This is a genomic window from Advenella alkanexedens (genome assembly GCF_019132845.1).
GTDB classification, from domain to species: Bacteria; Pseudomonadota; Gammaproteobacteria; order Burkholderiales; family Burkholderiaceae_B; genus Advenella; species Advenella alkanexedens.
On the sequence record NZ_JAHSPR010000002.1, the window covers coordinates 252,117 to 275,477 of the forward strand.

At 52.0% G+C, this 23,361-nt stretch carries 23 protein-coding genes and 1 riboswitch; of the genes, 13 read left to right on the top strand and 10 right to left on the bottom strand.

Annotated features, from left to right (window positions below):
* Nucleotides 1–174 precede the first annotated feature (174 nt).
* Nucleotides 175–747, top strand: coding sequence for a tRNA 5-(aminomethyl)-2-thiouridylate-methyltransferase MnmM (gene mnmM, locus KU392_RS03630; protein WP_217734591.1), 573 nt, complete (start codon nucleotides 175–177; stop codon nucleotides 745–747).
* Here the strand turns inward: mnmM and KU392_RS03635 are convergent.
* The 3 genes from KU392_RS03635 to gshA all read right to left on the bottom strand — a co-directional run bounded on the left by KU392_RS03635 (nucleotide 744) and on the right by gshA (nucleotide 3,329).
* Complete coding sequence (locus KU392_RS03635) at nucleotides 744–1,118, bottom strand: hypothetical protein (protein WP_217734592.1); 375 nt, start codon at nucleotides 1,116–1,118, stop codon at nucleotides 744–746. The genes mnmM and KU392_RS03635 overlap by 4 nt on opposite strands.
* 81 nt (nucleotides 1,119–1,199) lie before the next feature.
* Nucleotides 1,200–1,637, bottom strand: a complete 438-nt coding sequence (locus KU392_RS03640; protein WP_217734593.1) for a nucleoside deaminase — start codon at nucleotides 1,635–1,637, stop codon at nucleotides 1,200–1,202.
* A 138-nt stretch (nucleotides 1,638–1,775) separates the two neighbouring features.
* The gene (gene gshA / locus KU392_RS03645) at nucleotides 1,776–3,329 is read right to left on the bottom strand and encodes a glutamate--cysteine ligase (protein ID WP_217734594.1); all 1,554 of its coding nucleotides are present in this window, start codon (nucleotides 3,327–3,329) and stop codon (nucleotides 1,776–1,778) included.
* Between the two features lie 96 nt (nucleotides 3,330–3,425).
* Here gshA and KU392_RS03650 point away from each other — a divergent pair, with 96 nt between their 5' ends.
* The 4 genes from KU392_RS03650 to KU392_RS03665 all read left to right on the top strand — a co-directional run bounded on the left by KU392_RS03650 (nucleotide 3,426) and on the right by KU392_RS03665 (nucleotide 7,213).
* Nucleotides 3,426–3,935: a hypothetical protein gene (locus KU392_RS03650; protein WP_217734595.1), complete on the top strand. Its 510-nt coding sequence runs from the start codon at nucleotides 3,426–3,428 to the stop codon at nucleotides 3,933–3,935.
* Between the two features lie 42 nt (nucleotides 3,936–3,977).
* Nucleotides 3,978–4,056: riboswitch (SAM riboswitch) on the top strand.
* Nucleotides 4,046–5,230, top strand: coding sequence for a homoserine O-succinyltransferase MetX (gene metX, locus KU392_RS03655; protein WP_169293516.1), 1,185 nt, complete (start codon nucleotides 4,046–4,048; stop codon nucleotides 5,228–5,230). Its footprint overlaps the riboswitch before it by 11 nt.
* On the top strand, nucleotides 5,227–5,859 hold the full coding sequence (metW, locus tag KU392_RS03660) for a methionine biosynthesis protein MetW (protein WP_217734596.1): 633 nt from the start codon (nucleotides 5,227–5,229) through the stop codon (nucleotides 5,857–5,859). Before metX ends, metW begins: the two co-directional genes overlap by 4 nt.
* 52 nt (nucleotides 5,860–5,911) lie before the next feature.
* A complete protein-coding gene (locus KU392_RS03665) occupies nucleotides 5,912–7,213 on the top strand; it encodes an AmpG family muropeptide MFS transporter (RefSeq protein WP_217734678.1) in 1,302 nt (433 codons plus the stop codon).
* Between the two features lie 101 nt (nucleotides 7,214–7,314).
* Here KU392_RS03665 and KU392_RS03670 read toward each other — a convergent pair whose 3' ends face one another.
* The 4 genes from KU392_RS03670 to KU392_RS03685 form a co-directional block, all read right to left on the bottom strand.
* Nucleotides 7,315–8,100 carry an exodeoxyribonuclease III gene (locus KU392_RS03670; protein ID WP_217734597.1) on the bottom strand — a complete coding sequence of 262 codons (786 nt, stop codon included), beginning with the start codon at nucleotides 8,098–8,100 and terminating at the stop codon, nucleotides 7,315–7,317.
* Nucleotides 8,101–8,272: 172 nt separating this feature from the next.
* A complete protein-coding gene (gene msuE / locus KU392_RS03675) occupies nucleotides 8,273–8,854 on the bottom strand; it encodes an FMN reductase (protein WP_217734598.1) in 582 nt (193 codons plus the stop codon).
* Between the two features lie 167 nt (nucleotides 8,855–9,021).
* A complete protein-coding gene (locus tag KU392_RS03680; RefSeq protein WP_217734599.1) occupies nucleotides 9,022–9,876 on the bottom strand; it encodes a DMT family transporter in 855 nt (284 codons plus the stop codon).
* An 88-nt stretch (nucleotides 9,877–9,964) separates the two neighbouring features.
* On the bottom strand, nucleotides 9,965–10,759 hold the full coding sequence (locus tag KU392_RS03685) for a DODA-type extradiol aromatic ring-opening family dioxygenase (protein ID WP_217734600.1): 795 nt from the start codon (nucleotides 10,757–10,759) through the stop codon (nucleotides 9,965–9,967).
* Between the two features lie 403 nt (nucleotides 10,760–11,162).
* On the opposite strand from KU392_RS03685, the gene pyrE reads away from it, so the two are divergent.
* The 5 genes from pyrE (at nucleotide 11,163) to KU392_RS03710 (ending at nucleotide 17,116) form a co-directional block, all read left to right on the top strand.
* Nucleotides 11,163–11,834 (top strand): orotate phosphoribosyltransferase, encoded by a 672-nt coding sequence (gene pyrE / locus KU392_RS03690; RefSeq protein WP_169293535.1) that lies wholly within the window; start codon nucleotides 11,163–11,165, stop codon nucleotides 11,832–11,834.
* A gap of 142 nt (nucleotides 11,835–11,976) precedes the next feature.
* Nucleotides 11,977–13,224 carry a sarcosine oxidase subunit beta family protein gene (locus tag KU392_RS03695; RefSeq protein WP_169293536.1) on the top strand — a complete coding sequence of 416 codons (1,248 nt, stop codon included), beginning with the start codon at nucleotides 11,977–11,979 and terminating at the stop codon, nucleotides 13,222–13,224.
* A 22-nt stretch (nucleotides 13,225–13,246) separates the two neighbouring features.
* Nucleotides 13,247–13,522 (top strand): sarcosine oxidase subunit delta, encoded by a 276-nt coding sequence (locus KU392_RS03700; protein WP_169293537.1) that lies wholly within the window; start codon nucleotides 13,247–13,249, stop codon nucleotides 13,520–13,522.
* Nucleotides 13,519–16,527: a sarcosine oxidase subunit alpha family protein gene (locus tag KU392_RS03705; RefSeq protein ID WP_217734601.1), complete on the top strand. Its 3,009-nt coding sequence runs from the start codon at nucleotides 13,519–13,521 to the stop codon at nucleotides 16,525–16,527. The genes KU392_RS03700 and KU392_RS03705 overlap by 4 nt, the downstream gene beginning before the upstream one ends.
* Nucleotides 16,496–17,116: a sarcosine oxidase subunit gamma gene (locus KU392_RS03710; protein ID WP_217734602.1), complete on the top strand. Its 621-nt coding sequence runs from the start codon at nucleotides 16,496–16,498 to the stop codon at nucleotides 17,114–17,116. The genes KU392_RS03705 and KU392_RS03710 overlap by 32 nt, the downstream gene beginning before the upstream one ends.
* A 112-nt stretch (nucleotides 17,117–17,228) precedes the next feature.
* On the opposite strand, the gene gatB is transcribed toward KU392_RS03710, so the two are convergent.
* The 3 genes from gatB to gatC are packed head-to-tail and all read right to left on the bottom strand — an operon-like array spanning nucleotide 17,229 to nucleotide 20,526.
* Complete coding sequence (gene gatB, locus KU392_RS03715; RefSeq protein WP_169293540.1) at nucleotides 17,229–18,683, bottom strand: Asp-tRNA(Asn)/Glu-tRNA(Gln) amidotransferase subunit GatB; 1,455 nt, start codon at nucleotides 18,681–18,683, stop codon at nucleotides 17,229–17,231.
* Nucleotides 18,683–20,215, bottom strand: a complete 1,533-nt coding sequence (gene gatA / locus KU392_RS03720) for an Asp-tRNA(Asn)/Glu-tRNA(Gln) amidotransferase subunit GatA (RefSeq protein WP_217734603.1) — start codon at nucleotides 20,213–20,215, stop codon at nucleotides 18,683–18,685. The genes gatB and gatA overlap by 1 nt, the downstream gene beginning before the upstream one ends.
* Before the next feature lie 2 nt (nucleotides 20,216–20,217).
* Complete coding sequence (gene gatC / locus KU392_RS03725) at nucleotides 20,218–20,526, bottom strand: Asp-tRNA(Asn)/Glu-tRNA(Gln) amidotransferase subunit GatC (protein ID WP_217734604.1); 309 nt, start codon at nucleotides 20,524–20,526, stop codon at nucleotides 20,218–20,220.
* Nucleotides 20,527–20,765: 239 nt separating this feature from the next.
* Here gatC and KU392_RS03730 point away from each other — a divergent pair, with 239 nt between their 5' ends.
* The 3 genes from KU392_RS03730 (at nucleotide 20,766) to mreD (ending at nucleotide 23,345) form a co-directional block, all read left to right on the top strand.
* Complete coding sequence (locus tag KU392_RS03730; RefSeq protein WP_169293543.1) at nucleotides 20,766–21,809, top strand: rod shape-determining protein; 1,044 nt, start codon at nucleotides 20,766–20,768, stop codon at nucleotides 21,807–21,809.
* An 87-nt stretch (nucleotides 21,810–21,896) separates the two neighbouring features.
* Nucleotides 21,897–22,805: a rod shape-determining protein MreC gene (gene mreC, locus KU392_RS03735; RefSeq protein ID WP_169293544.1), complete on the top strand. Its 909-nt coding sequence runs from the start codon at nucleotides 21,897–21,899 to the stop codon at nucleotides 22,803–22,805.
* A 3-nt stretch (nucleotides 22,806–22,808) separates the two neighbouring features.
* On the top strand, nucleotides 22,809–23,345 hold the full coding sequence (gene mreD, locus KU392_RS03740) for a rod shape-determining protein MreD (RefSeq protein WP_211182248.1): 537 nt from the start codon (nucleotides 22,809–22,811) through the stop codon (nucleotides 23,343–23,345).
* The last annotated feature ends 16 nt before the right edge of the window (nucleotides 23,346–23,361 follow it).

Genomic DNA, 23,361 nt, shown 5'->3' on the forward strand with positions numbered 1-23,361 from the left:
AAACAGAAGCCCCTTGTTGCAATTGCAGGCCAGTTATTACCGCCTGGCACCGTGAAGACAAAGTGGTGTTTGATATTGCCGTTGATGCCTCTTTGGAAAACAGGATTCAGGTGAAAAATTTTCAGCGCGTGCTAAAGTAATCACTTTTCAATCATTATTGTTATTTCTTCTGCCATGACCCAGTTAGTACCTGTCCTTTCATTTGTCCATCAGCTCTTAAGACAGGTGGTGCAGCCTGGCGATGTAGCGGTTGATGCCACCATGGGAAACGGACATGATACGGTGGTACTGGCCCAATGTGTGGGGGCCGCAGGCAAGGTGTATGCGTTTGATGTGCAGGAACAGGCCTTGCATAAAACACGCCGTCGCCTGCAGGCAGCCGGTCTTGACGATCAGGTTGAATTGATTTGCCAGGGCCATCAGTATATGAACGAACACGTGCGACAGGGCGTGTCGGCGGTTATTTTTAATCTGGGTTATTTGCCGGGCGGCAACAAGGCGCTGACTACCCAGCGGGACACGACGCTGGCCGCCACTACCCAAGGGCTGGCTTTGTTGCGACAGCATGGTTTGTTATTGCTGGTGATTTATCCCGGGCATGAACCGGGCAGAATAGAGCAGGAAGCCATTGAGGGCCTGGTAACCGGGCTGGATCAGCAGCATTTCCAGGTACTGCGTTACCAGTTTACCAACCAGAAAAACAACCCCCCCTATTTGCTGGCTATTGAAAAGCTGTCTACCGGTTAAAGGTGGACCAGGGTGTCCTGGGCAGACTGGCTGAGTTGCTCCTTGAACGCAGTCCTGGCCTTGATTAAATACCCATCATCGAAGTGGGCGATTTTTTTATTGTTACAGCCATCCTTGACCTGGCTGATGATATAGCTGCCTTTGGCGCAATGCCTAAGAATCAGCAAGTCATATTTCAAGGCGCTATTGGGATTGTAATGCTTGAAGATTTGCGGCAAACCTTCTTTCAGGCCTTTCTCACTAAGCCAGCCAGAACGGGAATAAAACTCGGGATTGGCCTCTTTCTGGCAAGGGAGCGCCAGGTTTATATAGAAAGGATTGTCTTTATGAACGCGGTCATCAAAGTTTCTGTACAAATAGGCTGTTTTCATACTACACCCATATAAATCAAAATGTTATGCGGGCATTATCCTGTGCTTGTGTTAAGAAACCGTGACAGTTCCTGAATGCGCCTATTCTCCAATATCCTCGTTCCAGAGTTCCGGCTTGCTGGCAATAAAATGACGCATCAGCTCAATGCAGGTATTATCTTGTAAAACCTGCAATTCCACGCCCTGGCTGCGTAATAATGCTTCACCACCCATAAAGGTCTGGTTCTCACCAATCACGACTTTGGGAATGCCATAAAGCAGAATGGCACCCGTACACATGGAGCAGGGTGAAAGTGTGGTGTAAATGACTGATTCACGGTAAACGTGCGCCGGTAGTCTGCCAGCGTTTTCCAGGGCATCCATTTCGCCGTGCAGAATGGCGCTGCCTTTTTGAACACGCCGGTTGTGTCCACGTCCAATAATGCGTCCCTGATGTACCAGTACCGAACCGATGGGAATGCCACCTTCCTGCAACCCAAGACGAGCTTCCTCAATGGCTGCCTGCATGAATTCATCCATGTCTGTCTCCTGTCTGTTTTTGTTGTCGGTAAGGAAAGTTTACGGGAAATCAAACCGTGATGGAAGGGGGGGTGAAGCGGCCGGAAAACGAAGGGTTTCGGGCAAGCCGGTGACATGTCTGTCGCCCGGCCGCGTTGGTCATGCAGGACGCTTCAGGGAGTCATTGTAGTGTTTGACATATTCATCAAATGATTCCATATCGGAGACTTCAATTTCTTTTTGTTCAAGTATTGATTCCTGAGCCATGTTTTTCAGTTTTTGGTCGGTTTCCACCGATAGCTCCTGAAAGCGCAGTGCATCCGAGTGTTCCTGGCTTTTCTGAAGGGTGTAATCCTGTAGGCTTAAACCACTGTTCCTGAGTTCCTGCAGCAGGCGGGCAGAAGGCGTCAGGTCCGGGTTGTCCAGTTTTTGTCGTTGCAGTTCAACTGCCGCACTGTATTGTGTGGTGCTGTAGGCAATATCCAGTTCTTTGGCATAGGCAAGAATCTGATCCAGAATCTCATGTCCCCAGTCTTTGACGGACAGGCGGGACCCTTCTTTATTAAGGGTTAAAGCGGGATCGCGACCTTGTTTGACAGTCAGTGCAAAGTTATTCTGGCTTTGTGCGCAGTGACCACCATCAGGGAAGAAACCGCTTTCACTCACGGCACAGAAAAGCAGGAAAGCGTCCATGAAATGGCTGGTGGATGCCGCAATGCCAATAGGCTCGAAAGGGTCGATGTCAAGGCAACGGATTTCAACATATTGCACGCCACGTTCCATCAGGGCGGTAATCGGACGTTCGCCACGCGAGGTGGTTCGTTTGGGGCGAATGCTGGAATAGAATTCATTTTCTATTTGCAGCACATTGGTGTTCAGCTGGATCCACTGGCCGTCACGGTGAGTGCCGATGGCTTCATAAGCAGGCCAGGACTGGGTTACCGCGTCATACATTTTTCGTATAAAGGAATCCAGGTCGTTATAGCATAGGGTCAGAGCTGATTGTGCATCGTTCTGGTAGCCCAAATCACTCATGCGCAGGCTGGTTGCATAGGGCAGATAGAACGTATCATGATCAAAGGTTTGCAACTCGTGTGGCATGTTGGCCAGGAACGACTTTGAAGCGGCCGGTGAAGCGCCAAACAGATACATCAGGAGCCATGAGTAGCGGGTAAAGTTGCGGATTAAGGCCAGGTAGCCATTGGATTGCTGTTCCTGGTGGCTGTCACCCTTGAAGTCCAGTAATGGCCATAACTCGGAGGGCATGGAAAAATTGTAATGCAGGCCGGCAATACATTGCATTTTCTTGCCATAGCGCTCGGCCAGTCCCCGGCGGTATACATGCTTGAGCATGCCGGTATTGGAAGAGCCATATGTCGCGATCGGGATGTCTTTTTCAGGCGGTAAAATAGCCGGCATGGATTGCATCCAGATGCTTTCACCACGGTTTTGCTGCATGACAAACTGGTGAATCTCGGTGAGTTCCCGTAACAGGGACTCGACGGTTGTATGTGTTCCAGTGATCAGCTCCAGCAAAGCCTCAGAGTAATCGGTCGTAATATGAGGGTGCGTCAGTGCAGAGCCTAAGGCAAGCGGATGGGGCAGAGTGGACAGATGACCATCCCGGTCTATGCGTAAACCTTCCCGCTCGATGCCACGCATGGTTCGGGTTAATATGTCACGATGTTGTTGTAATTGAGTGAATCGCTGCACAAAATATCCTGAATCGTCTAACGAAAATTCGATTTTAAGTTAGAACCCGGGTAATTCAGTTTTAAATTTATCTTTTTATGATTTTTTATTCTTTGTATGAAAATGATAGCTCGCCATCTCCTGATGTTTTCCTTTGTGCTCTTAATGGGGTGTTCGCCCGAGTATGACTGGCGCAGCGTGAATACCGCGGAAGGCAATCTGACAGCTTTGTTTCCGGCCCGGCCGGTGGAGCAAACCAGGCAGGTGGAGCTTGATGGTGAAAAAATGCCATTTACCATGCAGATTGCCACGGTTAGCGATGAGGTGTATGCCGTGGGATATCGTGTCTTTCCAGTGGAAATGGTGGCCGAACAGGCAAAAATTGAGCAAAAGGGCAGGGCACTCATGGCTTCGGTTTACCAAACCATGGGCGAACCCATGCCCGACCCGGCGCCGGCGTTTGGGGATGTATTCAGTTTTTCCAAAGAGGTCAATGGCAAGGTTTTCAATGTGCATGTCAAAATACTGGCCGCCAATGGCTTAATCGTTCAGGCCTATGTGGCGGCAGATAACCAGACACCGCCCGAACAGGTCAGGCAGTTTCTGGATGGGGTGAAAATCAATTAAATGCCTGTTGCGTGTTGTCGAAGATGTTAGAATCATATCTTTAAGCTTTTTTGCGCCGATTTGCTTGATCTGCTTGCGGGCGCTTCAAAAATCCAGCTAAAGAGGTCCTTATGGCCGAATCTATTCCTGAAAAAAAATTGTCTGAATCCGTTGGTGTTGTCAGTCCGGTTTACCTGGACTTCCAAGAGCCCCTGCCTTTGGCAAGCGGGCAAGTCCTTGAAAACTATACCCTTGCCATAGAAACCTATGGTACCCTTAACGCAGATGCCTCCAATGCCGTGCTGGTGTGTCATGCCCTGAATGCGTCGCACCATGTTGCCGGCATCTCGGCCAGTGATCCCAATGATATTGGCTGGTGGGACAATATGGTGGGGCCGGGCAAACCGGTCGACACCAATATTTTCTTTGTGATTGGTATCAATAACCTGGGGTCCTGTTTCGGCTCTTCGGGTCCTGCTTCCATCAATCCGCAAACCGGCCGTCCCTGGGGGGCTGCATTTCCGGTACTTACCGTTGAAGACTGGGTACGGGCGCAGGCCCGGGTGGCCGATCACTTTGGCATTCAGCGTTTTGCCGCTGTCATGGGTGGTTCGTTGGGCGGCATGCAGGCCTTAAGCTGGGCCATCCAGTGTCCCGAGCGGGTGGCCCATTGCGTGGTCATTGCCAGTACCTGCAGCCTGTCTGCCCAGAATATCGCTTTCAATGAAGTGGCCCGGCGCGCCATTATTACCGATCCTGAATTTCACGGTGGTGATTATTATGCCCATAACACCGTGCCTAAACGGGGTTTGTCAGTTGCCCGCATGATTGGTCATATCACGTATTTGTCCGATGATGACATGGCTGAAAAATTTGGCCGTGCCCAGCGTAATCCTGCCGAAGACGGCCGGTTCCGTTATGGTTACGATGTCGAATTCGAAGTCGAGTCTTACCTTCGCTATCAGGGTGAGAAGTTTTCCGGTTATTTTGATGCGAATACATATTTGCTGATTACCCGGGCACTGGATTATTTTGATCCGGCCCGCCGTCATGGCGGCGATTTGAGCAAGGCGCTGGAAAATGTCCAGGCCGATTTTCTCACGGTTTCCTTCACCACCGATTGGCGTTTCCCGCCCGAGCGTTCCCGTGAATTGGTACGGGCCCTGCTTAAAAACCAGAGCAAAGTCACGTATGCCGAAATTGATGCTCCGCATGGGCATGATGCCTTTTTGCTGACCGATCCCAGATATCACGCCGTTGTCAGGGCCTATTACGAGCGCATTGTGCGCGCCCTTGATCTGGAGGTTACAGCATGAATAAAAAATCCGTATTAAGGCCCAATCAGGGAAAAATCCGTCCAGACCTGATCCGTATTGCCAGCTGGATCCGGGAAGAAACCCGTGTGTTGGATTTGGGTTGTGGTGATGGTGCTTTGCTGGCTCATGTTCAAAATAACAAGGGGGTGACCGGCGTTGGTGTTGAGATTGAAGACGAACATGTCATTACCTGCGTACGCAAAGGGGTAGAGGTTATCCAGCAAAACCTGGAAGATGGCCTGGCCATGTTTGACGATCGGCAGTTTGATACCGTGGTATTGTCACAAACCTTGCAGGCCATGAAAAATACCGAGGATATCCTGCGGGAAATGTCACGGGTGGCGCGTTACGGCATTGTGTCGTTTCCCAACTTCGGACACTGGACCCATGGGTGGTCTATTTTGAATGGCCGTATGCCGGTAACCGGGCAAATGCCTTATCAATGGTACAACACACCCAATATTCATTTATGCACATTGCATGACTTTGAGGCGCTGGCCGCCCAACTGGGTATTAAAATACTGGATCGTGCCACGTTTAACGAGGGCCGTGAAATTTCTTTCATGCCAAGCTGGCGCAGTACGCTGGCGGTGTATCATTTCGAATCGGCACCCCTGTTGAAGGAATAGATTTTTTCCCCTTTAGGCAAACACATTACCCGGTCAATCAAGGAGCACGCCTATTTTCAACTATATCCAACCCTATCTGAGTCGCCGGGTTTATCCTTTGCTGTTATTGGGGGTGGCCAGTGGTTTGCCACTGGCGCTGACCGGTGGAACCTTGCAGGCCTGGGCAACAGTTGAAAATGTGTCGCTCAAGGAAATCGGTTTCCTGACCCTGGTGGGGGCGGCTTATACGTTCAAGTTTCTGTGGGCTCCGTTCATCGACCGTTTTGTGCCCCCTTTTATGGGGCGGCGGCGGGGCTGGATGGCAATCGCGCAAATCGCCCTGGGTATTACCATTGGGTGCATGAGTCTGTTCAGCCCGTCTGACAACCTGTTTATATTGGCCCTGCTGGCCACGGCGGTGGCATTTTTGTCGGCGACCCAGGATATTGCCTTTGATGCTTACAGTGCCGAAGTGCTCCAGCCGGAAGAACGGGCGGCGGGGGCAGCCATCCGTACCTTGGGTTATCGCATCGGGATGATTGTTTCCGGCGGTCTGGCGCTGGTGATTGCTTCGGTCTGGCTGGGGTGGGCCAATATGTATCTGCTCATGGGCCTGCTCATGTTCGGGTTCGCCGTGTTGACCTGGCTGGCTCCCGAACCTGATGCCACACGTGTACAGCCCCCTCGCAATATTTATGATGCTTTCACGGTGCCTTTCCGGGAATTTTTTTCACGCCCTGAAGCCTGGTCGATTCTGGCCCTGATCGTGTTTTATAAATTGGGAGATGCCTTTGCCGGCGCCCTTTCAACCACTTTCCTGATTCGTGGGGCCGGTTTCTCACCCGAGGTGGTGGGGTCGGTTAACAAGATCCTGGCGGTTATTGCCACGATTTTGGGTGCCTTGGTTGGGGGCTCCATCATGGGTAAGCTGGGTTTGTACCGTTCCCTGATGTTTTTTGGGATCATGCAGGCGGTTTCCAACCTGGCGTATTGGGTAGTGGCCATTACACCGCAAAGTATTCCCGTGATGGCACTGGCCGTTGGTCTGGAAAACCTGTGTGGCGGCCTGGGAACGGCGGCTTTTGTTGCCCTGTTAATGGCCTTGTGTCACCAGCAATTTACGGCCACCCAGTTTGCCTTGCTCTCGGCCCTGTCTTCGGTGGGGCGGGTGTTTTTGGCCGGGCCGCTGACGCCACCGCTGGTGGAAGCGTTTGGCTGGCCCGGATTCTTTGTGTTTACGGTGTTTATTGCCTTGCCCGGTTTGCTGCTGTTGTGGTACCGACGCAAAGAGCTGAGCCGGCTGGATCAGCCGCAACAGGCTGATGAAGTCGGGCCCGAAACTGACGAAGCCGACTTGCCAGTGGCATCCCGTTAGCGTATTGGCAATGTATTTTTTGCCTGTCATGTTGGGGCTGGGCAGCCTTCACTGGCCAGAAAATCCGGCCGGCCAGTGAAAGCACCGGGGGCCTGGATGGGTTATAGCGTCACATCGTAATCAATCGTCAGGGGGGCGTGGTCCGAGAAGCGCTCATCTTTATAAATAGAGGTGGCCACGGCTTTTTCGGCAATGCCCGGGGTTGCAATTTGGTAATCAATCCGCCACCCCACGTTTTTGGCCCAGGCCTGGCCACGGTTGCTCCACCAAGTGTATTGGTCGGGTTCGGGGTTCAGTTTTCTGAATACATCCACAAAACCCCGACGGTCAAAGACTTCTGAAATCCAGGCCCGCTCTTCCGGTGTAAAACCCGAGTTCTTCAGGTTGCCTTTCCAATTTTTCAGGTCAATTTCCTTGTGTGCGATATTCCAGTCACCGCAAATGATGTAGTTGTGACCGGTTTTGACATGGTCTTCCATCATGGCGTCAATCCAGGGACCGAATTTATCCAGGAAACGGAATTTGGCCGCTTGCCGTTCTTCGCTGCTGGAGCCTGAGGGAAGGTAGGCGCTGACCACGGTCAGGTCATCCCAACGGGCACGGATCAGACGGCCTTCTGCATCAAATTCGTCACAGCCCATACCGGTTGCCACCGGTACATCCTGGCGGGTGTAAATGCCTACCCCGCTATACCCTTTTTTTTCTGCATGACAAAAAAAACCGCGGTAATCAAGCGGGTTGCGCAGTTCGTCAACCAGGTCCGGGTCACTGACCTTGATTTCCTGCAGGCAGACAATATCGGCATTATGCTTTTCCAGCCAGGGAATAAGTCCTTTTTTGGCGGCGGAACGAATGCCATTGACATTGATGGAGGTAACGCGTAACAAAATGAATTCCTTTGTGAATCAGTGTTTTGAATCTGTGTTTTTAGGGAACACGGCTGCCGTTATTATAAGGGCCCCACCCAGTATCATGCGCTGAGAGGGGGGCAAACAGTATTCAGGTAAGCACAATCGCATACGCTGATTCAGGGATAGTATTCGCTCTTTTGGAAAATTGTTATGCAGGGATCAGTTCTTCGGCATTATGCTGTTTTTGTAGTGCGATGCCTTGCAGAACAGGGGTGGCCAGATTAGCGACCAGGTCAAGGCGCTGTTTCAGGGCTGTGCTTGAAATCAGGCCATCCTGAATGTCTTCCTGTGTGGCGTATACACCGGCCGGCAGGCTAAGCGCATGGAAGAAACCGAACAGGGTGCGTAGCTGATGGTCAATCATCAGCGCATGCCGGGTACTGCCACCGGTAGCAGCCAGCAAAACAGGTTTGCCCGCGATGGCATTCATATCAACCAGGTCAAACAAATGTTTGCACAGGCCGGGAATGGAGCCCTTGAATACAGGGGTTCCTACAATCAGAAAATCGGCCTGTTCAATGCGGGTTAACGTCTGTTTGGCATAATCGTTCAGATGATCGGTGCAAAGTGCTGTTCCAATATAGGGAACCAGATCGACCAGATCGATGAATTCGGTTTCAAGTGATACCCGCTTTGATATTTGTTTTTCAATTTCATTCAGTAGTATGCCAGTACGGGATGGGCGATGCAGGCTACCATTAATAACGACGGTATTTAAAGGTTGTGTCATGTTGTTCTCTTTTATGTTTGTATTGTTGTGCTGGTTGTATCGCTGAAAATCATAATTGTTGATATTTGAAAATGAAACAATTCATTGGAAAAGGTTCATCTTAATGTTTTCAGTCAATAAATTTAAATATGCATAATTTATATAAACATTCGTTTTTTTTATGTGAGCTATGCTTTCTTCGGGAACACGGCCGCTGTTATTATGAGTATCCCCCCCAGAATCATGCGCTCTGAGGGGGCTTCGGCAAACAGTATCCAGGCAACCGCAATGGCATACACTGGTTCAAGGGCTATGATTAACCCTGCGGTGCGGGCGGTCAGGGAGCGCAGGCTGAAAACGAACAGGTAATGGGACAAGGCTGTACACATAACGCCAAGCACTGCTATCCAAAAATAATCCCGTGGTGCCAACAGGTGGATATGGGTGAAAATAAAGGGCAGGGTCAAGGCGGCAACCACCAGATTCTGCCAGAAGGCCAGTTGCACCGGGTTAAGGTTAACGGCATTTTTGCGGTTCATGACAGCCAGTATGGCAAATGCAAAACCGGAAATAATGCCCCAGATCAAGCCGCTGGCAGACGTATTGCCCGGGTCTGTCGATGGGGCAGGTGTGACCAGAATCAGGCCGATTAACACCAGAGCCAGTAAAAACCATTCTCTTTTGCCGATTTGTTCTTTCAGCAAGAGACGTTCCAGCAGGGTGATGAATGCGGGAAAGCTGGCAAAACCCAGGGTGGCAATGGCAACGCCGGCCGTTTTGATGGCAATGAAAAAGGTGAACCAGTGAATGGCCAGGGAAAGGCCAGAGAAAAATAGAATTTTAAGTGTATGGCGGTTGATGTTTTTTGTAATCGGACTGCGCAGTAAAAACGAGGCAATAGCCAAGGCCAGCACGGCAAAAAAAGCCCGGCCAAAGGTAATGATGGCGGGCGTACTGTGTATCAGGGCGCCAAGCACACCGGTAAGACCAAACAGAAAAGCGGCGATATGGGCAGAAACAAGGCCCTGACGAGCAGAAGTCATGAAATGGGACTGTAAAAAGATGAAAAAGCCAAAGCATCAAGGATACATGATGCTTTGGCTTTTTGGTGATGAGTCTGGTTTTAAGGAATTAGCCAAACTTGAAACTTGTCGCGGTAATACCACCAAACGCAGTTGTTTCATGATACACACAGGTGGCCGCATCATCACCGGCCGAACCAACTGCCACCATTAAGGGAATCAGATGGTCTTCCTGCGCATGGGCCAGGCGGGCAGCAGGGGCTTGTTCCCATTGCTCCAGGGCATGGCTGCGGGCTTCCTGGGTTTTTCCCAAAATGGCATCCTGTAACCACTGATCAAACTTTGCCGAAGGGACTGAACCGGCCGGGCCCAACAGGCGCAAGTTATGGTAGCTTAGGCCGCTGCCAATAATCAGTACCCCTTCATCGCGCAAGGTGGCCAGTGCCTGACCCATGCGAATATGATAGGCCGGGTCATAATGACGGTTAATAGAGACCTGCACCACCGGAATGTCGGCGTCGGGAAATGAAACAGCCAAAGGCACAAAAGCACCATGGTCAAAACCGCGATCCAGGTCAATGCGGGTTTCAAAGCCGGCTTCAGTCAACATGTTTTGTATTTGGGCGGCTAAAGCCGGGTGGCCGGGGGCGTTGTAGTGAACATGATAAGTATGTTCGGGGAAGCCGTAATAATCGTAAAGCATACTCGGCTTTTCACTGCCCATGATCAGGATTTCATTGCCAATCCAGTGTGCTGAAACCATGACAATGGCTTTGGGCTTTTCCGGCAGCTGGGCAGGCAGTTGTTCAAGAGACTCCCGCAATGCTTTGTATTGTTCATCCCATTCCCGGATATAAGGCCAGGGGCCGCCGCCGTGCGAAATAAAATAAGTGGGCATTTTCATATGAGTTCCTTGTAAAAAACAATAGCCAGCCGGTTTTTTTTGCGGGTTCTTGCAGCGCCTGAATGATATTGGGCAAATCAGTGTTTGGCTGTATGTAAAAAACCGTTTTCATGGAGCCAGGATATTCTAATCAGGATTTTGAGGGAAATAAATCGGGTTAACCTGAATGCACTGTTCCGCAAATGGAATAGTGCCATTTAAGCGCTGAAAACATCATCAATAAATCGGGGTTTCTTGCCTGGGTCATAAGCATTACCCGGACTTGATGGGGTAATTTGGCAGAGCTAATCAGACCGGTAATTTTCTTTTCGGAAAAAATGGACAAATAAAAGTGGAGGACTGGTATGAATATTGCTAAGATGACAGAATTATTTTATTCATCAGTTTTTGTGCAAGGTTAATTATGTCATCTCGGAATCGTCTTGATTTTGTTCGTTTTTCATTGGGTCAGGGTGTTTTGAAGTTTGGCCAGTTTAAAGTCAAATCTGGTCGGCTCAGTCCTTATTTTTTTAATGCCGGCCTGTTTGACTCTGGAAAATCGGTGGGTGAACTGGCTCAGTTTTATGCCCAGGCACTGGTTGATTCCGGGGTAGAGTTCGATATGTTGTTTGGCCCTGCTTACAAGGGTATTTCACTGGCGACGGCTACTTCTATTGCCTTGGCTAATCATCCTGCCCTGAAGGGTCGTGATGTGCCATTTGCCTTTAACCGCAAAGAAGCAAAAGATCATGGCGAGGGCGGTGTATTGGTGGGTGCGCCTCTGCAGGGCAAAGTGGTTATTATCGATGACGTGATTACCGCAGGTACGTCGGTGCGTGAATCGGTGGACATTATCCGTAAGGCTGGCGCCACGCCTGCTGCCGTACTGATTGCGCTTGACCGGATGGAAAGGGCCGGTCCCGATGATGCGCTGTCCGCCCATTCAGCGGTTCAGGATGTGTCGCAAACGTATGGCATTCCGGTTGTCAGCATTGCCTCTTTGAACGATATCATGCAATTGCTTAATGAGGATCCGGCGTTTGCCGAACATAAAGATGCAGTGGTGGCCTATCGTGCGAAATATGGCGTGAACTAATCGCTGTGGGCTGTTTCGTTTGTTCGTTCGCATGCTCCTGCGTGGGAGCAAGGAGTCCAGGGCATTAACGCATTCCCATGCTCCCGCGTGGGAATGAAAACCTACAGAAACCTTTATTACCCCATCCGTTGCAAGAGGAAGTATGAGTCAGAAATATTCTATTTTCAGTCTGGTCCGCAATGGACTAAGTTATCACCGGAACTGGGAGCGCGCCTGGCGCAGTCCCGAACCTAAAAAAGAATACGATGTCGTGATTGTGGGTGGGGGCGGTCATGGCCTGGCAACGGCATACTACCTGGCTAAAGAGCATGGCATACGCAATGTGGCGGTGCTGGAAAAAGGCTGGTTGGGTGGTGGCAATACGGCCCGCAACACCACGATTGTGCGTTCCAATTATTTATGGGATGAAGCCGCGCTGCTGTATGAAAAATCCATGTCGCTGTGGGAAGACCTGTCCCAGGACCTGAACTATAACGTCATGTTCAGCCAGCGTGGGGTGCTGAATCTGGCCCATACCTTGCAGGAAGTCCGTGATACGCAGCGTCGGGTCAATGCCAATCAACTTAACAATATCGATGCCCAGTTCCTGACCCCCCATCAGGTACAGGAGCTGGTTCCCCTTATCAATCTTAACAGCCGTTATCCGGTACTGGGTGCCTCCTTTCAGCCACGTGGCGGAGTAGCCCGTCATGATGCCGTTGCCTGGGGATTTGCCCGGGCGGCCGATCACCGCGGGGTGGATATCATCCAGAATTGCGGAGTAACCGGTATTCGCCGTGAAAATGGTGCGGTAAGCGGTGTGGATACGGTCAAGGGATTCATCAAGGCCAAAAAAGTGGCGGTGGTCGTGGCGGGCAATTCCAGCGTGCTGGCCGAGATGGCCGGCATTCGCCTGCCTATCGAAAGCCATCCCCTGCAGGCCCTGGTGTCTGAATCCATCAAACCGATTATCAATACGGTCATCATGTCCAATGCCGTGCATGCCTATATCAGCCAGTCCGACAAGGGCGACCTGGTGATTGGTGCCGGCATCGACCAATACACCGGCTATGGACAACGTGGCAGCTTTCACACTATAGAAGGTACGCTGCAGGCGATTGTTGAAATGTTTCCGGTGCTTAGCCGCGTGCGCATGAACCGGCAGTGGGGCGGCATTGTGGATGTCACGCCCGACGCTTGCCCGATTATTTCAAAAACCGCGGTCAAGGGACTTTATTTCAACTGTGGCTGGGGAACCGGTGGCTTCAAGGCGACACCGGGCTCGGGCTGGGTATTTGCCCATACCGTGGCCAACGATACGCCGCATTCTTTGAACGCGGCGTTTTCCATTGACCGTTTTTATACTGGCCATTTGATTGATGAGCACGGGGCTGCCGGTGTGGCCCACTAGTTCAAATCTGAAGGAAGAAGATATGCTGTTGATAAAATGCCCGTGGTGTGGAGAAAGGGCCGAATCCGAATTTGCAGCCGGTGGTGAGGCAGGTATTGTCCGGCCGGTCAACCCCGAATCGTTAAGCGATGAAGCATGGGGCGACTATCTTTTCATGCGTCAAAATAAACGTGGTCTGCAGCACGAGCAGTGGCAGCATATACATGGCTGCCGACGCTGGTTTACCGTGTATCGGGATACGGTCAGCTACGCTTTTCAGGAAGTGGCCGAGTCGGTCCGGGAAGGAGGCGCAGCATGAGTCAATCGTTCAGGCTTAAGGAAGGTGGCCGGATCGACCGGCACCTTAAGATCCGTTTTCAGTTTAATGGAAAAAGTTATTACGGTTACGAGGGTGACACCCTGGCTTCTGCCCTGTTGGCCAACGGCGTGCATTTTGTGGCACGCAGCTGGAAATACCACCGGCCGCGCGGCATTATGACAGCCGGAGTTGAAGAGCCCAATGCGATTGTTCAGCTTGAAACCGGTGCCTATACCGTGCCCAATGCCAAGGCTACCGAGATCCCGTTATATGACGACCTGCAAGCTGCCAGCGTGAATGTCAGCCCCAGTCTGGCGCAGGACAAAATGGCGGTTGTGCAAAAATTCTCCCGTTTTCTGCCGGCGGGTTTTTACTATAAAACCTTCATGTGGCCCAAAAAATACTGGCCCCGTTTCGAAGAAAAAATCCGTGATGCCGCGGGTTTGGGTGTGGCACCCAAGGCTCGTGATGCCGATCGCTATGATAAGCAGTTCATGCATGCCGATATTCTGGTGGTGGGGGCGGGGCCAGCAGGGCTTGCCGCAGCCCTGGCCGCTGGCAAGGGTGGTGCACGGGTCATCCTGCTCGATGAACAGGCACAGGCGGGTGGCTCTTTATTGTCTGGCGATGAAAACATTGATGGTATGAAGGCCGCGCAATGGGTCGATGGCATCATGCAGGATTTGGCCGACATGCCCAATGTGAAGGTTTTTTTGCGTACCACCGCTTTTGGCTACCAGGATCATAATCTGCTGACCGCCTGCCAGCGCTTGACCGATCACTTGCCTTTGGCTGAACGCAAGGGAACGCGTGAACGCATCCTGAAAATCAGGGCCCGTCAGGTTATTCTGGCGACAGGGGCTCACGAACGGCCCCTGGTTTTTGCCAATAATGATTTGCCGGGCATTATGCTTTCGGGGGCCATTGTCAGCTACGTCAACCGCTATGCGATTTTGCCGGGCAAGTCGGCCCTGATTTTCACCAACAATGATGAAGGATACCGGGCGGCCATTGCCCTTAAACAGCATGGTGCTGCCGTTACGGTGATTGATGCGCGGCCCGTGTCGGGGGGCACCTTGCCACAACGGGCCCATGCCATGGGTATTTCCATTCTTTTTGAGTCGGTGGTCCTGGAGGCCTTTAGCGAACAGTTTGACCATCACATTGAAAAAGTCAGTGTGGCTGCTTACCGGAAAGGTCATCTGGGTGAGGTCGTGGCCACCTTGTGCTGCGATCTGCTGGGGGTGTCCGGTGGCTGGAATCCGGTTGTGCATTTGTTTGCCCAGTCTGGTGGGAAAGCCACCTGGTCCGATGAAAAAGCCTGCTTTGTACCTGGTGATGCCGTGCAGAAGCAAGTCAGCGTGGGAGCCGCCAATGGCGACTTCCTGCTGGCTGAGGCGTTGGCCGGTGGCCAGCAGGCAGCCAATGATTGCCTTGCCAAGTTGGGTTTGCCGGCTGTGCAGCCTGTGGCCTGGGCGCTTGATGAATACCGGGAAAACGCCATTTTGCCTTTATGGCTGATTGGTGAGCGTGCGCAAATAGGCCAGGGTGAAAAGCAGTTTGTCGATTTCCAGAATGATGTGTCTGCGGCTGACATTTATCTGGCGGCGCGGGAGGGCTATCAGTCGGTGGAGCACGTCAAACGCTATACGGCATTGGGATTTGGCACCGACCAGGGCAAACTGGGCAATATCAATGGCATGGCTATTCTGGCCGAAGCCCTGCAACAAACCATTGCGCAAACCGGCACCACGACTTTTAGGCCCAACTACACACCGGTTACGTTTGGTGCCATGGCCGGGCGTGAACTGGGTGATTTTTTTGAGCCGGTCCGGACTACTTGCATTCATGCCTGGCATGAGGCGCATGGCGCGGTCTTCGAGGACGTGGGTAACTGGAAGCGGCCTCTGTACTACGCGCCTGGCAATGAAGACATGCAGGCCGCAGTCAGGCGTGAATGCCTGGCCGTTCGTCATGGTGTGGGTATTCTGGATGCCTCCACCCTGGGCAAGATTGATGTCCAGGGCCCGGATGCCGCCGAATTCCTTAACCGTATGTATACCAATGCCTGGAATAAGCTGGGCATAGGCAAATGCCGTTATGGGCTGATGCTTGATGAAAACGGCATGGTTTTTGATGATGGGGTGAACATCCGTCTGGGCGAGAATCATTATTTGCTGAGCACGACCACTGGTGGCGCGTCCCGGGTGATGCAGTGGATGGAAAAATGGTTGCAAACTGAATGGCCCGAGCTGAAGGTGCATCTGGCTTCGCTTACCGATCATTATTCCACCTTTGCCGTGGCCGGGCCCAATGCCCGTAAAGTACTGCAAAAAGTGTGCTGCGACATTGATTTTGCGGCCGGGCAATTTCCGTTCATGAGTTTCCGTGAAGGCAGCATTATGAACGTTCCGGTTCGTATCATGCGGATCAGTTTTTCAGGTGAACTTTGTTATGAAGTGAATGTGCCTTCCAATTATGGCAGGGCGGTTTGGGATACCCTGATCCAGGCCGGCCAGGAGTTTGAGATTACCCCTTATGGTACTGAAGCCATGCATGTCCTGCGGGCTGAAAAGGGTTTCATTATTGTGGGCCAGGATACCGACGGCTCCATGACGCCTGCCGATCTGGGCATGGACGGCCTGGTGGCCAAAACCAAGGACTTCATTGGTAAACGCTCCTTAAGCCGAAGTCATACCGCTGGCAGCGGGCGTAAACAGTTTGTGGGGCTGAAGGCAGAAGATCCACAGCAGGTTTTGCCCGAAGGCGCGCAAGTCTTGCTGGAAGAAACCGAACAGCGCCCGGCTCCCATGCTGGGGCACGTGACTTCCAGTTATTACAGCCCGGTCCTGGACCGCTCAATCGCCCTGGGGGTTGTCCGGGATGGCTTCAGTCTGATGGGGTCAACTGTTGTTGTGTGGTCGGCGCAAACCGGTTTTATAAAGGCACAGGTTTGCAGTCCGGTCTTTTTTGATGAAGAAGGGAGCCGTCAGCATGCAGCTTGATGTGAATATGCAATCACCATTGATTAATGTGCCGGGTTTGCTGGAAGAGGCTGCCGGCAAGGCACCTGATAAGTTTCTTTTAAGGGAATTGCCGTTTCGTGAGTTACTGAATGTCCGGGCTGACCTTGCAGATGCCAATGTTGTCCGGGTTTTGGGTAATTCATTTAATCTTCAATTTCCCGTGCAGCCCAATACGGTTGTGGATAATGACCGATATGTGATCTGGTGGCTGGGGCCCGATGAGTGGCTGGCCCAGTCAGTCGCGCCAGTTGATATGCCGGCACCGGTTGATGAAATCCAGGCTTTGTTGACGGGTTCGTTTGCCCGGGTGCTTGATGTCAGCAGTGGCTACACCTTGCTGCATTTAAGTGGCAGCATGGCCACAGATGTGCTTAACAAAGGCTGTCCGCTGGATTTTGATGCCAGCGTGTTTGGCAAGGGGCAGTGTGCCCAGTCGCATTTTTTCAAGGCGGATATTGCCGTCAGGCCAGTGCCAAGTGGCTGGCATGTATTGGTACGCAGGAGTTTTGCCGAATATACGGTAAGAATGCTGCTGGATGCAGCGTACGATTATTATTTGCCGTCTTGAGCTAAGTGTTTTTTCTCGCTGTCACAGGGTGGTTTCACCGCAGGCCGATAAAAAAACAGCCGTTCATTAATACAATGAACGGCTGTTTTTGGCGGGATATGGCTATAAAAACTTAACCCAGTTTTTCCTTAAGGATTTCATTCACCTGGGTTGGGTTGGCCTTACCTTTGGCCGCTTTCATGACTTTACCCACTAAAGAGTTGAAGGCTTTTTGTTTGCCGGCCCTGTATTCCTCAATGGTTTCAGGGTTGGCTGCCAGCACTTCGTCAATCATGGTGGCAATGGCGCCGCTGTCGCTGATTTGTTTCAGGCCTTTGGCCTCGATAATGGCATCGGCATCGCGATTGTGTTCACCGGCCCACATATCGGCAAATACATCACGCGCGATTTTGTTGGAAATGGTGTTGTCAATAATGCGAAGCAGCATTTTGGCCAGTTGTTCGGGGCTGACGGGGCTGTTTTCAATGTCCAGCTCATCACGGTTAAGCGCGCCCGACAGTTCACTCATGATCCAGTTGGAAGCCAGTTTGGCATGGCCTTCGGGCAGTGCCTTGATGGTGTCTTCAAAGTAGTCAGAGATGGCGCGGGAAACGGTTAACTGTGCAGCATCATAGGCGGGCAGGCCCAGATCGCTGCAGTAGCGTTCGCGGCGGGCAGCGGGCAGTTCGGGCATGCTGGCCTGCACACGGTCTTTCCATTCCTGTGAAATGACCAGTGGTGGCAGGTCGGGATCGGGGAAGTAGCGGTAGTCGTGGGCATCTTCCTTGGTACGCATGCTGCGGGTTTCATCTTTTGCGTCATCGTACAGGCGGGTTTCCTGGATCACGGTGCCACCGTCCTCGATCAGTTCAATCTGGCGGCGGGCCTCGTACAGGATGGCGCGCTCAAGGAAGCGGAAAGAGTTGACGTTCTTGATTTCGGCACGGGTACCGAATTCTTTTTGGCCAACGGGACGCACGGAAACGTTGGCGTCGATGCGGAACGAACCTTCTTGCAGGTTGCCATCGCAAATACCCAGCCAGACTACCAGGCCATGCAGGGTTTTTGCATAGGCGACAGCTTCGGCGGCCGAACGCAGTTCAGGTTCGGTCACGATTTCCAGCAAGGGCGTGCCGGTGCGGTTTAAGTCAATCCCGGTAGACAGTTCACCCAGCGGACCAATGAAGTCATCGTGCAGGGATTTACCGGCATCTTCTTCAAGGTGGGCCCGGGTCAGGTTAAGGGTTTTTTCTTCTTTTCCGACAAAGTAGGAAATTTTTCCGCCCACCACCACAGGCAGTTCGTACTGGCTGATTTGATAGTTTTTGGGCAAGTCGGGGTAGAAGTAGTTTTTACGGGCAAACACCGAGCGCGGTGCGACTTCGGCACCAATGGCCAGGCCAAAACGGATGGCCTTTTCGACGGCCGATTTGTTCATGACCGGCAGGCTGCCGGGCAGGGCCATGTCAACCACATTGGCTTGCGTGTTGGGAGCGGCACCAAAAGCGGTGCTGCTGCCTGAAAAGATTTTGGATTTTGTGGAAAGCTGTACATGCGTTTCCAGACCAATGACAATTTCCCAATTCATTATTTGATTTCCGGTTTACGTGTATGCCAGTCAGTGTGTTGCTGGAAGCGATCTGCAATGGCAAGGATTTGACCTTCATTGAAGTAGTTGCCGATAATTTGCAGCCCTATGGGACGGTTGCCATTGGCACCGCCAAATCCGCAAGGAATGGACATGGCCGGCAAGCCTGCCATGCTGATCCCCAGGGTAAAAATGTCGGCCAGCCAGTCGGCGGTCAGGTCATCGCGGTTTTCACCAATGTTTTTGGCCACGTTGGGGCTGACGGGACCCATGATGACATCGCATTGCGTGGCAAAGGCGGCCTGGAAGTCGTTGGCAATAAGGCGGCGGATCCGTTGCGCCTGCAGGTAGTAGGCATCGTAGTAGCCTTGTGACAGAACATAAGTGCCGATCATGATGCGACGCTGCACTTCGGGGCCAAAGGCCTCTGAGCGAGAGCGGCTGGTCATGTCTTCAAGGCCCTTGTATTCTTTGGCGCGGTAGCCGTAGCGCACGCCATCGTAACGGGACAGGTTGCTGGAGGCCTCGGCCGGTGCAAGTACGTAGTAAGCAGGGATGGACAGCTCGGTGCGAGGCAGGGAAATTTCAACCCGTTCGGCACCCAGGGCTTCGTATTGCTGCAGGGCGGCTTCAATGGCACTGGCGACATCGGCAGACAGGCCCGGGCCAAAAAACTCTTTGGGTACGCCAATGCGCAAGCCTTTCAGAGGAAGGCTTCCTTGAGCGTTCTGGCTGGCCAGGGTGTCGAGGTAGGCCTGCTTGACCCTTCCCTGGCGGTTGGGGGTTCCATCGCAGGTTTCAATGCTGGTGGAGTCGCGCTCGTCGAAAGCGCTGATGACATCAAGCAGCTCAACCAGGTCCTGGGCGCTGCCGGCAATCGGACCGGCCTGATCAAGGCTGGAGCCGTAAGCGATCATGCCAAAACGGGATACCGTGCCATAAGTGGGCTTGATACCGCTGACGCCGCACATGGCTGATGGCTGGCGAACCGAGCCGCCGGTATCGGTGCCGGTGGTTGCCAGTACAATACCGGCGGCCACCGCGGCGGCTGAGCCACCCGATGAACCACCCGGAACCGCGTTGGTATCCCAGGGGTTAAGACAGGGGCCGAAGGCCGAGTTTTCATTGCCTGAGCCCATGGCGAATTCATCGCAATTGAGCTTGCCAATGTTGACAGTTCCCGCGTTGTTCAGGTGCTCGACAACAGTGGCATCAAAGGGGCTGGTATAGTTTTCAAGCATTTTGCTGCCAGCCGTGGTGCGCCACTGGCGGGTTACAAAAACGTCTTTGTGGGCAATTGGAATGCCGGTCAGTAACTGTTGTTTACCTTCGGCAATGCGCTGGTCGGCTTCTTTGGCTTGTGCCAGCGTGGCTTCGGGGTTGATATCCAGAAAAATATTCAGGTGTTTGGTGGCATGGGCACGGTCAAGTGCCGCCTGTGCAAGTTCGGTTGCGCTAACCTGCTTGCTGTCCAGTGCCTTGCGCATTTGGGCAATACTGGAAAAAGTGTAAGGGGAAGTTGTATTGCTCATGATTACTCGATAACTTTAGGGACCAGGAATAAGCCGTTTTCGGTGGCTGGGGCATTGGCCAGCAGGGTGGCGCGTACGGATTCGGAGCTGGTTTCGGTAATAACGTCTTCACGCAATCTGAGTGTTATGTCTTCATGTGCGGATAATGGATGGGCAAGAGGCTCGATACCGGTTGTATCCACGGATTGCAGCTTTTCGATAAGTCCCAGAATATTATTCAGTTCGTTCAGGGTCTGCTCTTTTTTTTCAGGAGTCAGTTCCAGTCGTGCCAGGCGCGAAATACGCGTTACATCTTCTAGGGAGAGTGACATATAATTCTTGCGATATAAAAAATAAAAAGAAAAAAGGGATATACAAAAAATAAAGTAAAAAACTGTGGATTTCAGTAAAGAAAACAGCACCAGGTTACAAAGAAAACAATGTGTTGGCGCACTAAATCCGTTAGTTGGCAGCAATTTTCAGTTATTATTATAAGTTATCTTAATCGTTATGTGCGCTGGGCTTGTCGCTGCGCTTTTATCTCCCCTAAAAATTTTTACCTGCGCGAAAAATGTTCGGATTTTTAAGAAGTTATCTGTCAACAGATATGGCTATTGACCTGGGTACTGCCAATACCCTGATTTACGTACGTGGAAAAGGCATTGTGCTCGATGAACCTTCGGTTGTTGCGATTCGCCACGAAGGCGGGCCCAACGGACGTAAAATCATTCAGGCCGTTGGTCATGCCGCCAAGCAAATGCTGGGACGAGTGCCTGGCAATATTGAAGCCATTCGCCCCATGAAAGACGGGGTGATTGCCGACTTCACCGTTACCGAGCAAATGATCAAGCAGTTTATCCGCATTATTCATCCCCGCAGCATGTTTGCGCCAAGCCCGCGTATTATCGTGTGTGTGCCTTGCGGATCCACCCAGGTAGAGCGTCGCGCCATTCGCGAGGCGGCCATGGGTGCCGGTGCAAGCCAGGTTTACCTGATCGAAGAGCCCATGGCGGCCGCCCTGGGTGCCGGTCTTAACGTATCCGATGCCAGCGGTTCCATGATTGTGGATATCGGTGGTGGTACAACCGAAGTGGCCATTATTTCGCTGGGTGGCATGGTTTACAAGGGTTCCGTTCGAGTGGGTGGAGATAAATTTGATGAGGCCATCATCAATTACATTCGCCGCAATCATGGCATGCTTATTGGTGAGCCCACTGCTGAACTGATTAAAAAAGAAATTGGTTCGGCCTTTCCGGGCACTGAGGTTCGTGAGATGGAAGTCAAGGGCAGGAACCTGTCTGAAGGTGTGCCGCGCAGCTTTACCGTTTCATCCAACGAGATTCTTGAGTCCCTGTCCGATACCTTGAACCAGATTGTATCCGCGGTTAAAATCGCTCTTGAGCAAACACCGCCTGAATTGGGTGCCGATATTACCGAAAAGGGCATTGCATTAACAGGCGGTGGTGCCTTGCTGAAAGACCTGGACAGATTGCTTCAAGAGGAAACCGGCCTGCCGGTGGTTGTGGCCGATGATCCCCTTACCTGCGTCGTCAAAGGGTGCGGTGAAGCGCTTGAGCACCTGGAAAAACTGGGTCCCATCTTTATTAATGACTGAATCCCCTGGCAACTGAATTTTTCATCGGGCCATGCCTGTCCGGAATGGCCCGCTCCATGTTGTTGTTCTTCTTCCCACGGTTGTTTTATGCAGCAGAACAGATCAATCCGCTTATTCAAACATGGGCCGGCTGCAGAGGTAAGACTGTTTTTTCTTGTCTTGTTATGTTTTGGGTTGATGATTACCGATTCCGGCTGGCGGGTACTTGATCCCATTCGGCAGGCTACCGCAGTTGTCCTGTATCCATTTCAGAAAGCAGCCTTGTGGCCACGTGATGTCGTCGCCAAATTCAATGACTGGTCCAATATTGTGGCCGTTGCCAAGCAGGAAAGCGAGGCATTGCAGCATCAACGCATAGAACTGGCACAAATTTCGGCCCATGCGGCACAGATGGCAGCTGAAAATATTCAGTTGCGCCGTTTGCTGGGTATTAAAAACACGGCCCAGACGCCATCGGTGGCCGTGGAAATTCTGTATACGGCACCCAACCCCCTGAACCAGACCATGGTGCTTACCAAAGGCAGTAACCATGGGATAGAGCCCGGCATGCCGGTTATTGGTGAAGGCGGGGTGGTGGGGCAAATTCGCAGGGTAACCGCCATGACATCGGAAGCGGCCCTGATTACCGATGAAAAAGTTTCCATTCCGGCCATGGTATTGCGCAATGGCTTGCGGGTCATTGTGTTTGGTTCCGGGCAGGGGGGCAAGCTTGAAGTCAGGTATTTGTCCATGGATGCCGATATCAGGGTGGGTGACAGCCTGACAACCAGTGGTATTGGCGGTATATATCCGGCAGGGTTGTCGATTGGTACCGTGACTTCCATTGAAGCCAATTCGGCTGAAGGGTTTGTACGGGCGATTGCCGAACCTTCGGCTCACCCCGAACGCTACCGCCACTTTCTGGTTCTGCTGGTGCCTACCGATGAGGTTCCGGGAAAAGATGAGCTTGATATTTTGGCCAAGGCGCCAACCACTAAAAAATACGGCAAAAATTGATTCATGGCGAATAAAAACCTGAAATCGCTGCAACCGCTGCAATCCACCCATTATTCTTACATGGTCAATCCCGTGTATGGCTGGGGCACGATTGTATTTGTCTGGATGGCATCCATGCTCCCCTGGCGCAGCTGGGAGGGCTCTCCTGATTTGCTGATTCTGGTCCTGGCATTCTGGTGTGCGCATGAAGTAAGGGGAGTGGGTCTGCTTGCCGCCTTTTGCTTTGGCTTCCTGATGGATGTCCATGACATGAATATCCTGGGTGAACATGCCCTGACTTATGTGTTGATCATTTACGGTACCTTGAGGATTCGTAAACGAATGATGCGGTTCGGGGTCATTAGCCAGCTTATTCACATGTTTCCGATTTTTGTTCTCGCGCCTATTCCCAGTCGCCTGATGCAGGCGTGGTTTGCCGGTGTCTGGCCCGGTTGGCTCTGGATTTGGTCCGGTGTGATTACAGGGGTGTTGTGGCTGGCTGCCGATCTTATCCTGAAACTGCCATTGCGTCCGGTGGAAGACGATGATGCAACCATTTAACCTTATGGCAGGAAAG

Excerpts from the sequence above, each read along its gene's own strand:
- KU392_RS03680 (WP_217734599.1), bottom strand. The coding sequence starts at position 9,876 with ATGACTTCTGCTCGTCAGGGCCTTGTTTCTGCCCATATCGCCGCTTTT.
- gatC (WP_217734604.1), bottom strand. The coding sequence starts at position 20,526 with ATGTCACTCTCCCTAGAAGATGTAACGCGTATTTCGCGCCTGGCACGA.
- gatA (WP_217734603.1), bottom strand. The coding sequence starts at position 20,215 with ATGAGCAATACAACTTCCCCTTACACTTTTTCCAGTATTGCCCAAATG.
- mnmM (WP_217734591.1), top strand. The coding sequence starts at position 175 with ATGACCCAGTTAGTACCTGTCCTTTCATTTGTCCATCAGCTCTTAAGA.
- KU392_RS03635 (WP_217734592.1), bottom strand. The coding sequence starts at position 1,118 with ATGAAAACAGCCTATTTGTACAGAAACTTTGATGACCGCGTTCATAAA.
- KU392_RS03730 (WP_169293543.1), top strand. The coding sequence starts at position 20,766 with ATGTTCGGATTTTTAAGAAGTTATCTGTCAACAGATATGGCTATTGAC.
- KU392_RS03700 (WP_169293537.1), top strand. The coding sequence starts at position 13,247 with ATGCTGTTGATAAAATGCCCGTGGTGTGGAGAAAGGGCCGAATCCGAA.
- KU392_RS03650 (WP_217734595.1), top strand. The coding sequence starts at position 3,426 with ATGAAAATGATAGCTCGCCATCTCCTGATGTTTTCCTTTGTGCTCTTA.
- gatB (WP_169293540.1), bottom strand. The coding sequence starts at position 18,683 with ATGAATTGGGAAATTGTCATTGGTCTGGAAACGCATGTACAGCTTTCC.
- metW (WP_217734596.1), top strand. The coding sequence starts at position 5,227 with ATGAATAAAAAATCCGTATTAAGGCCCAATCAGGGAAAAATCCGTCCA.
- KU392_RS03685 (WP_217734600.1), bottom strand. The coding sequence starts at position 10,759 with ATGAAAATGCCCACTTATTTTATTTCGCACGGCGGCGGCCCCTGGCCT.
- KU392_RS03705 (WP_217734601.1), top strand. The coding sequence starts at position 13,519 with ATGAGTCAATCGTTCAGGCTTAAGGAAGGTGGCCGGATCGACCGGCAC.
- KU392_RS03640 (WP_217734593.1), bottom strand. The coding sequence starts at position 1,637 with ATGGATGAATTCATGCAGGCAGCCATTGAGGAAGCTCGTCTTGGGTTG.
- KU392_RS03710 (WP_217734602.1), top strand. The coding sequence starts at position 16,496 with ATGAAGAAGGGAGCCGTCAGCATGCAGCTTGATGTGAATATGCAATCA.
- mreC (WP_169293544.1), top strand. The coding sequence starts at position 21,897 with ATGCAGCAGAACAGATCAATCCGCTTATTCAAACATGGGCCGGCTGCA.
- pyrE (WP_169293535.1), top strand. The coding sequence starts at position 11,163 with ATGTCATCTCGGAATCGTCTTGATTTTGTTCGTTTTTCATTGGGTCAG.
- metX (WP_169293516.1), top strand. The coding sequence starts at position 4,046 with ATGGCCGAATCTATTCCTGAAAAAAAATTGTCTGAATCCGTTGGTGTT.
- mreD (WP_211182248.1), top strand. The coding sequence starts at position 22,809 with ATGGCGAATAAAAACCTGAAATCGCTGCAACCGCTGCAATCCACCCAT.
- KU392_RS03695 (WP_169293536.1), top strand. The coding sequence starts at position 11,977 with ATGAGTCAGAAATATTCTATTTTCAGTCTGGTCCGCAATGGACTAAGT.
- msuE (WP_217734598.1), bottom strand. The coding sequence starts at position 8,854 with ATGACACAACCTTTAAATACCGTCGTTATTAATGGTAGCCTGCATCGC.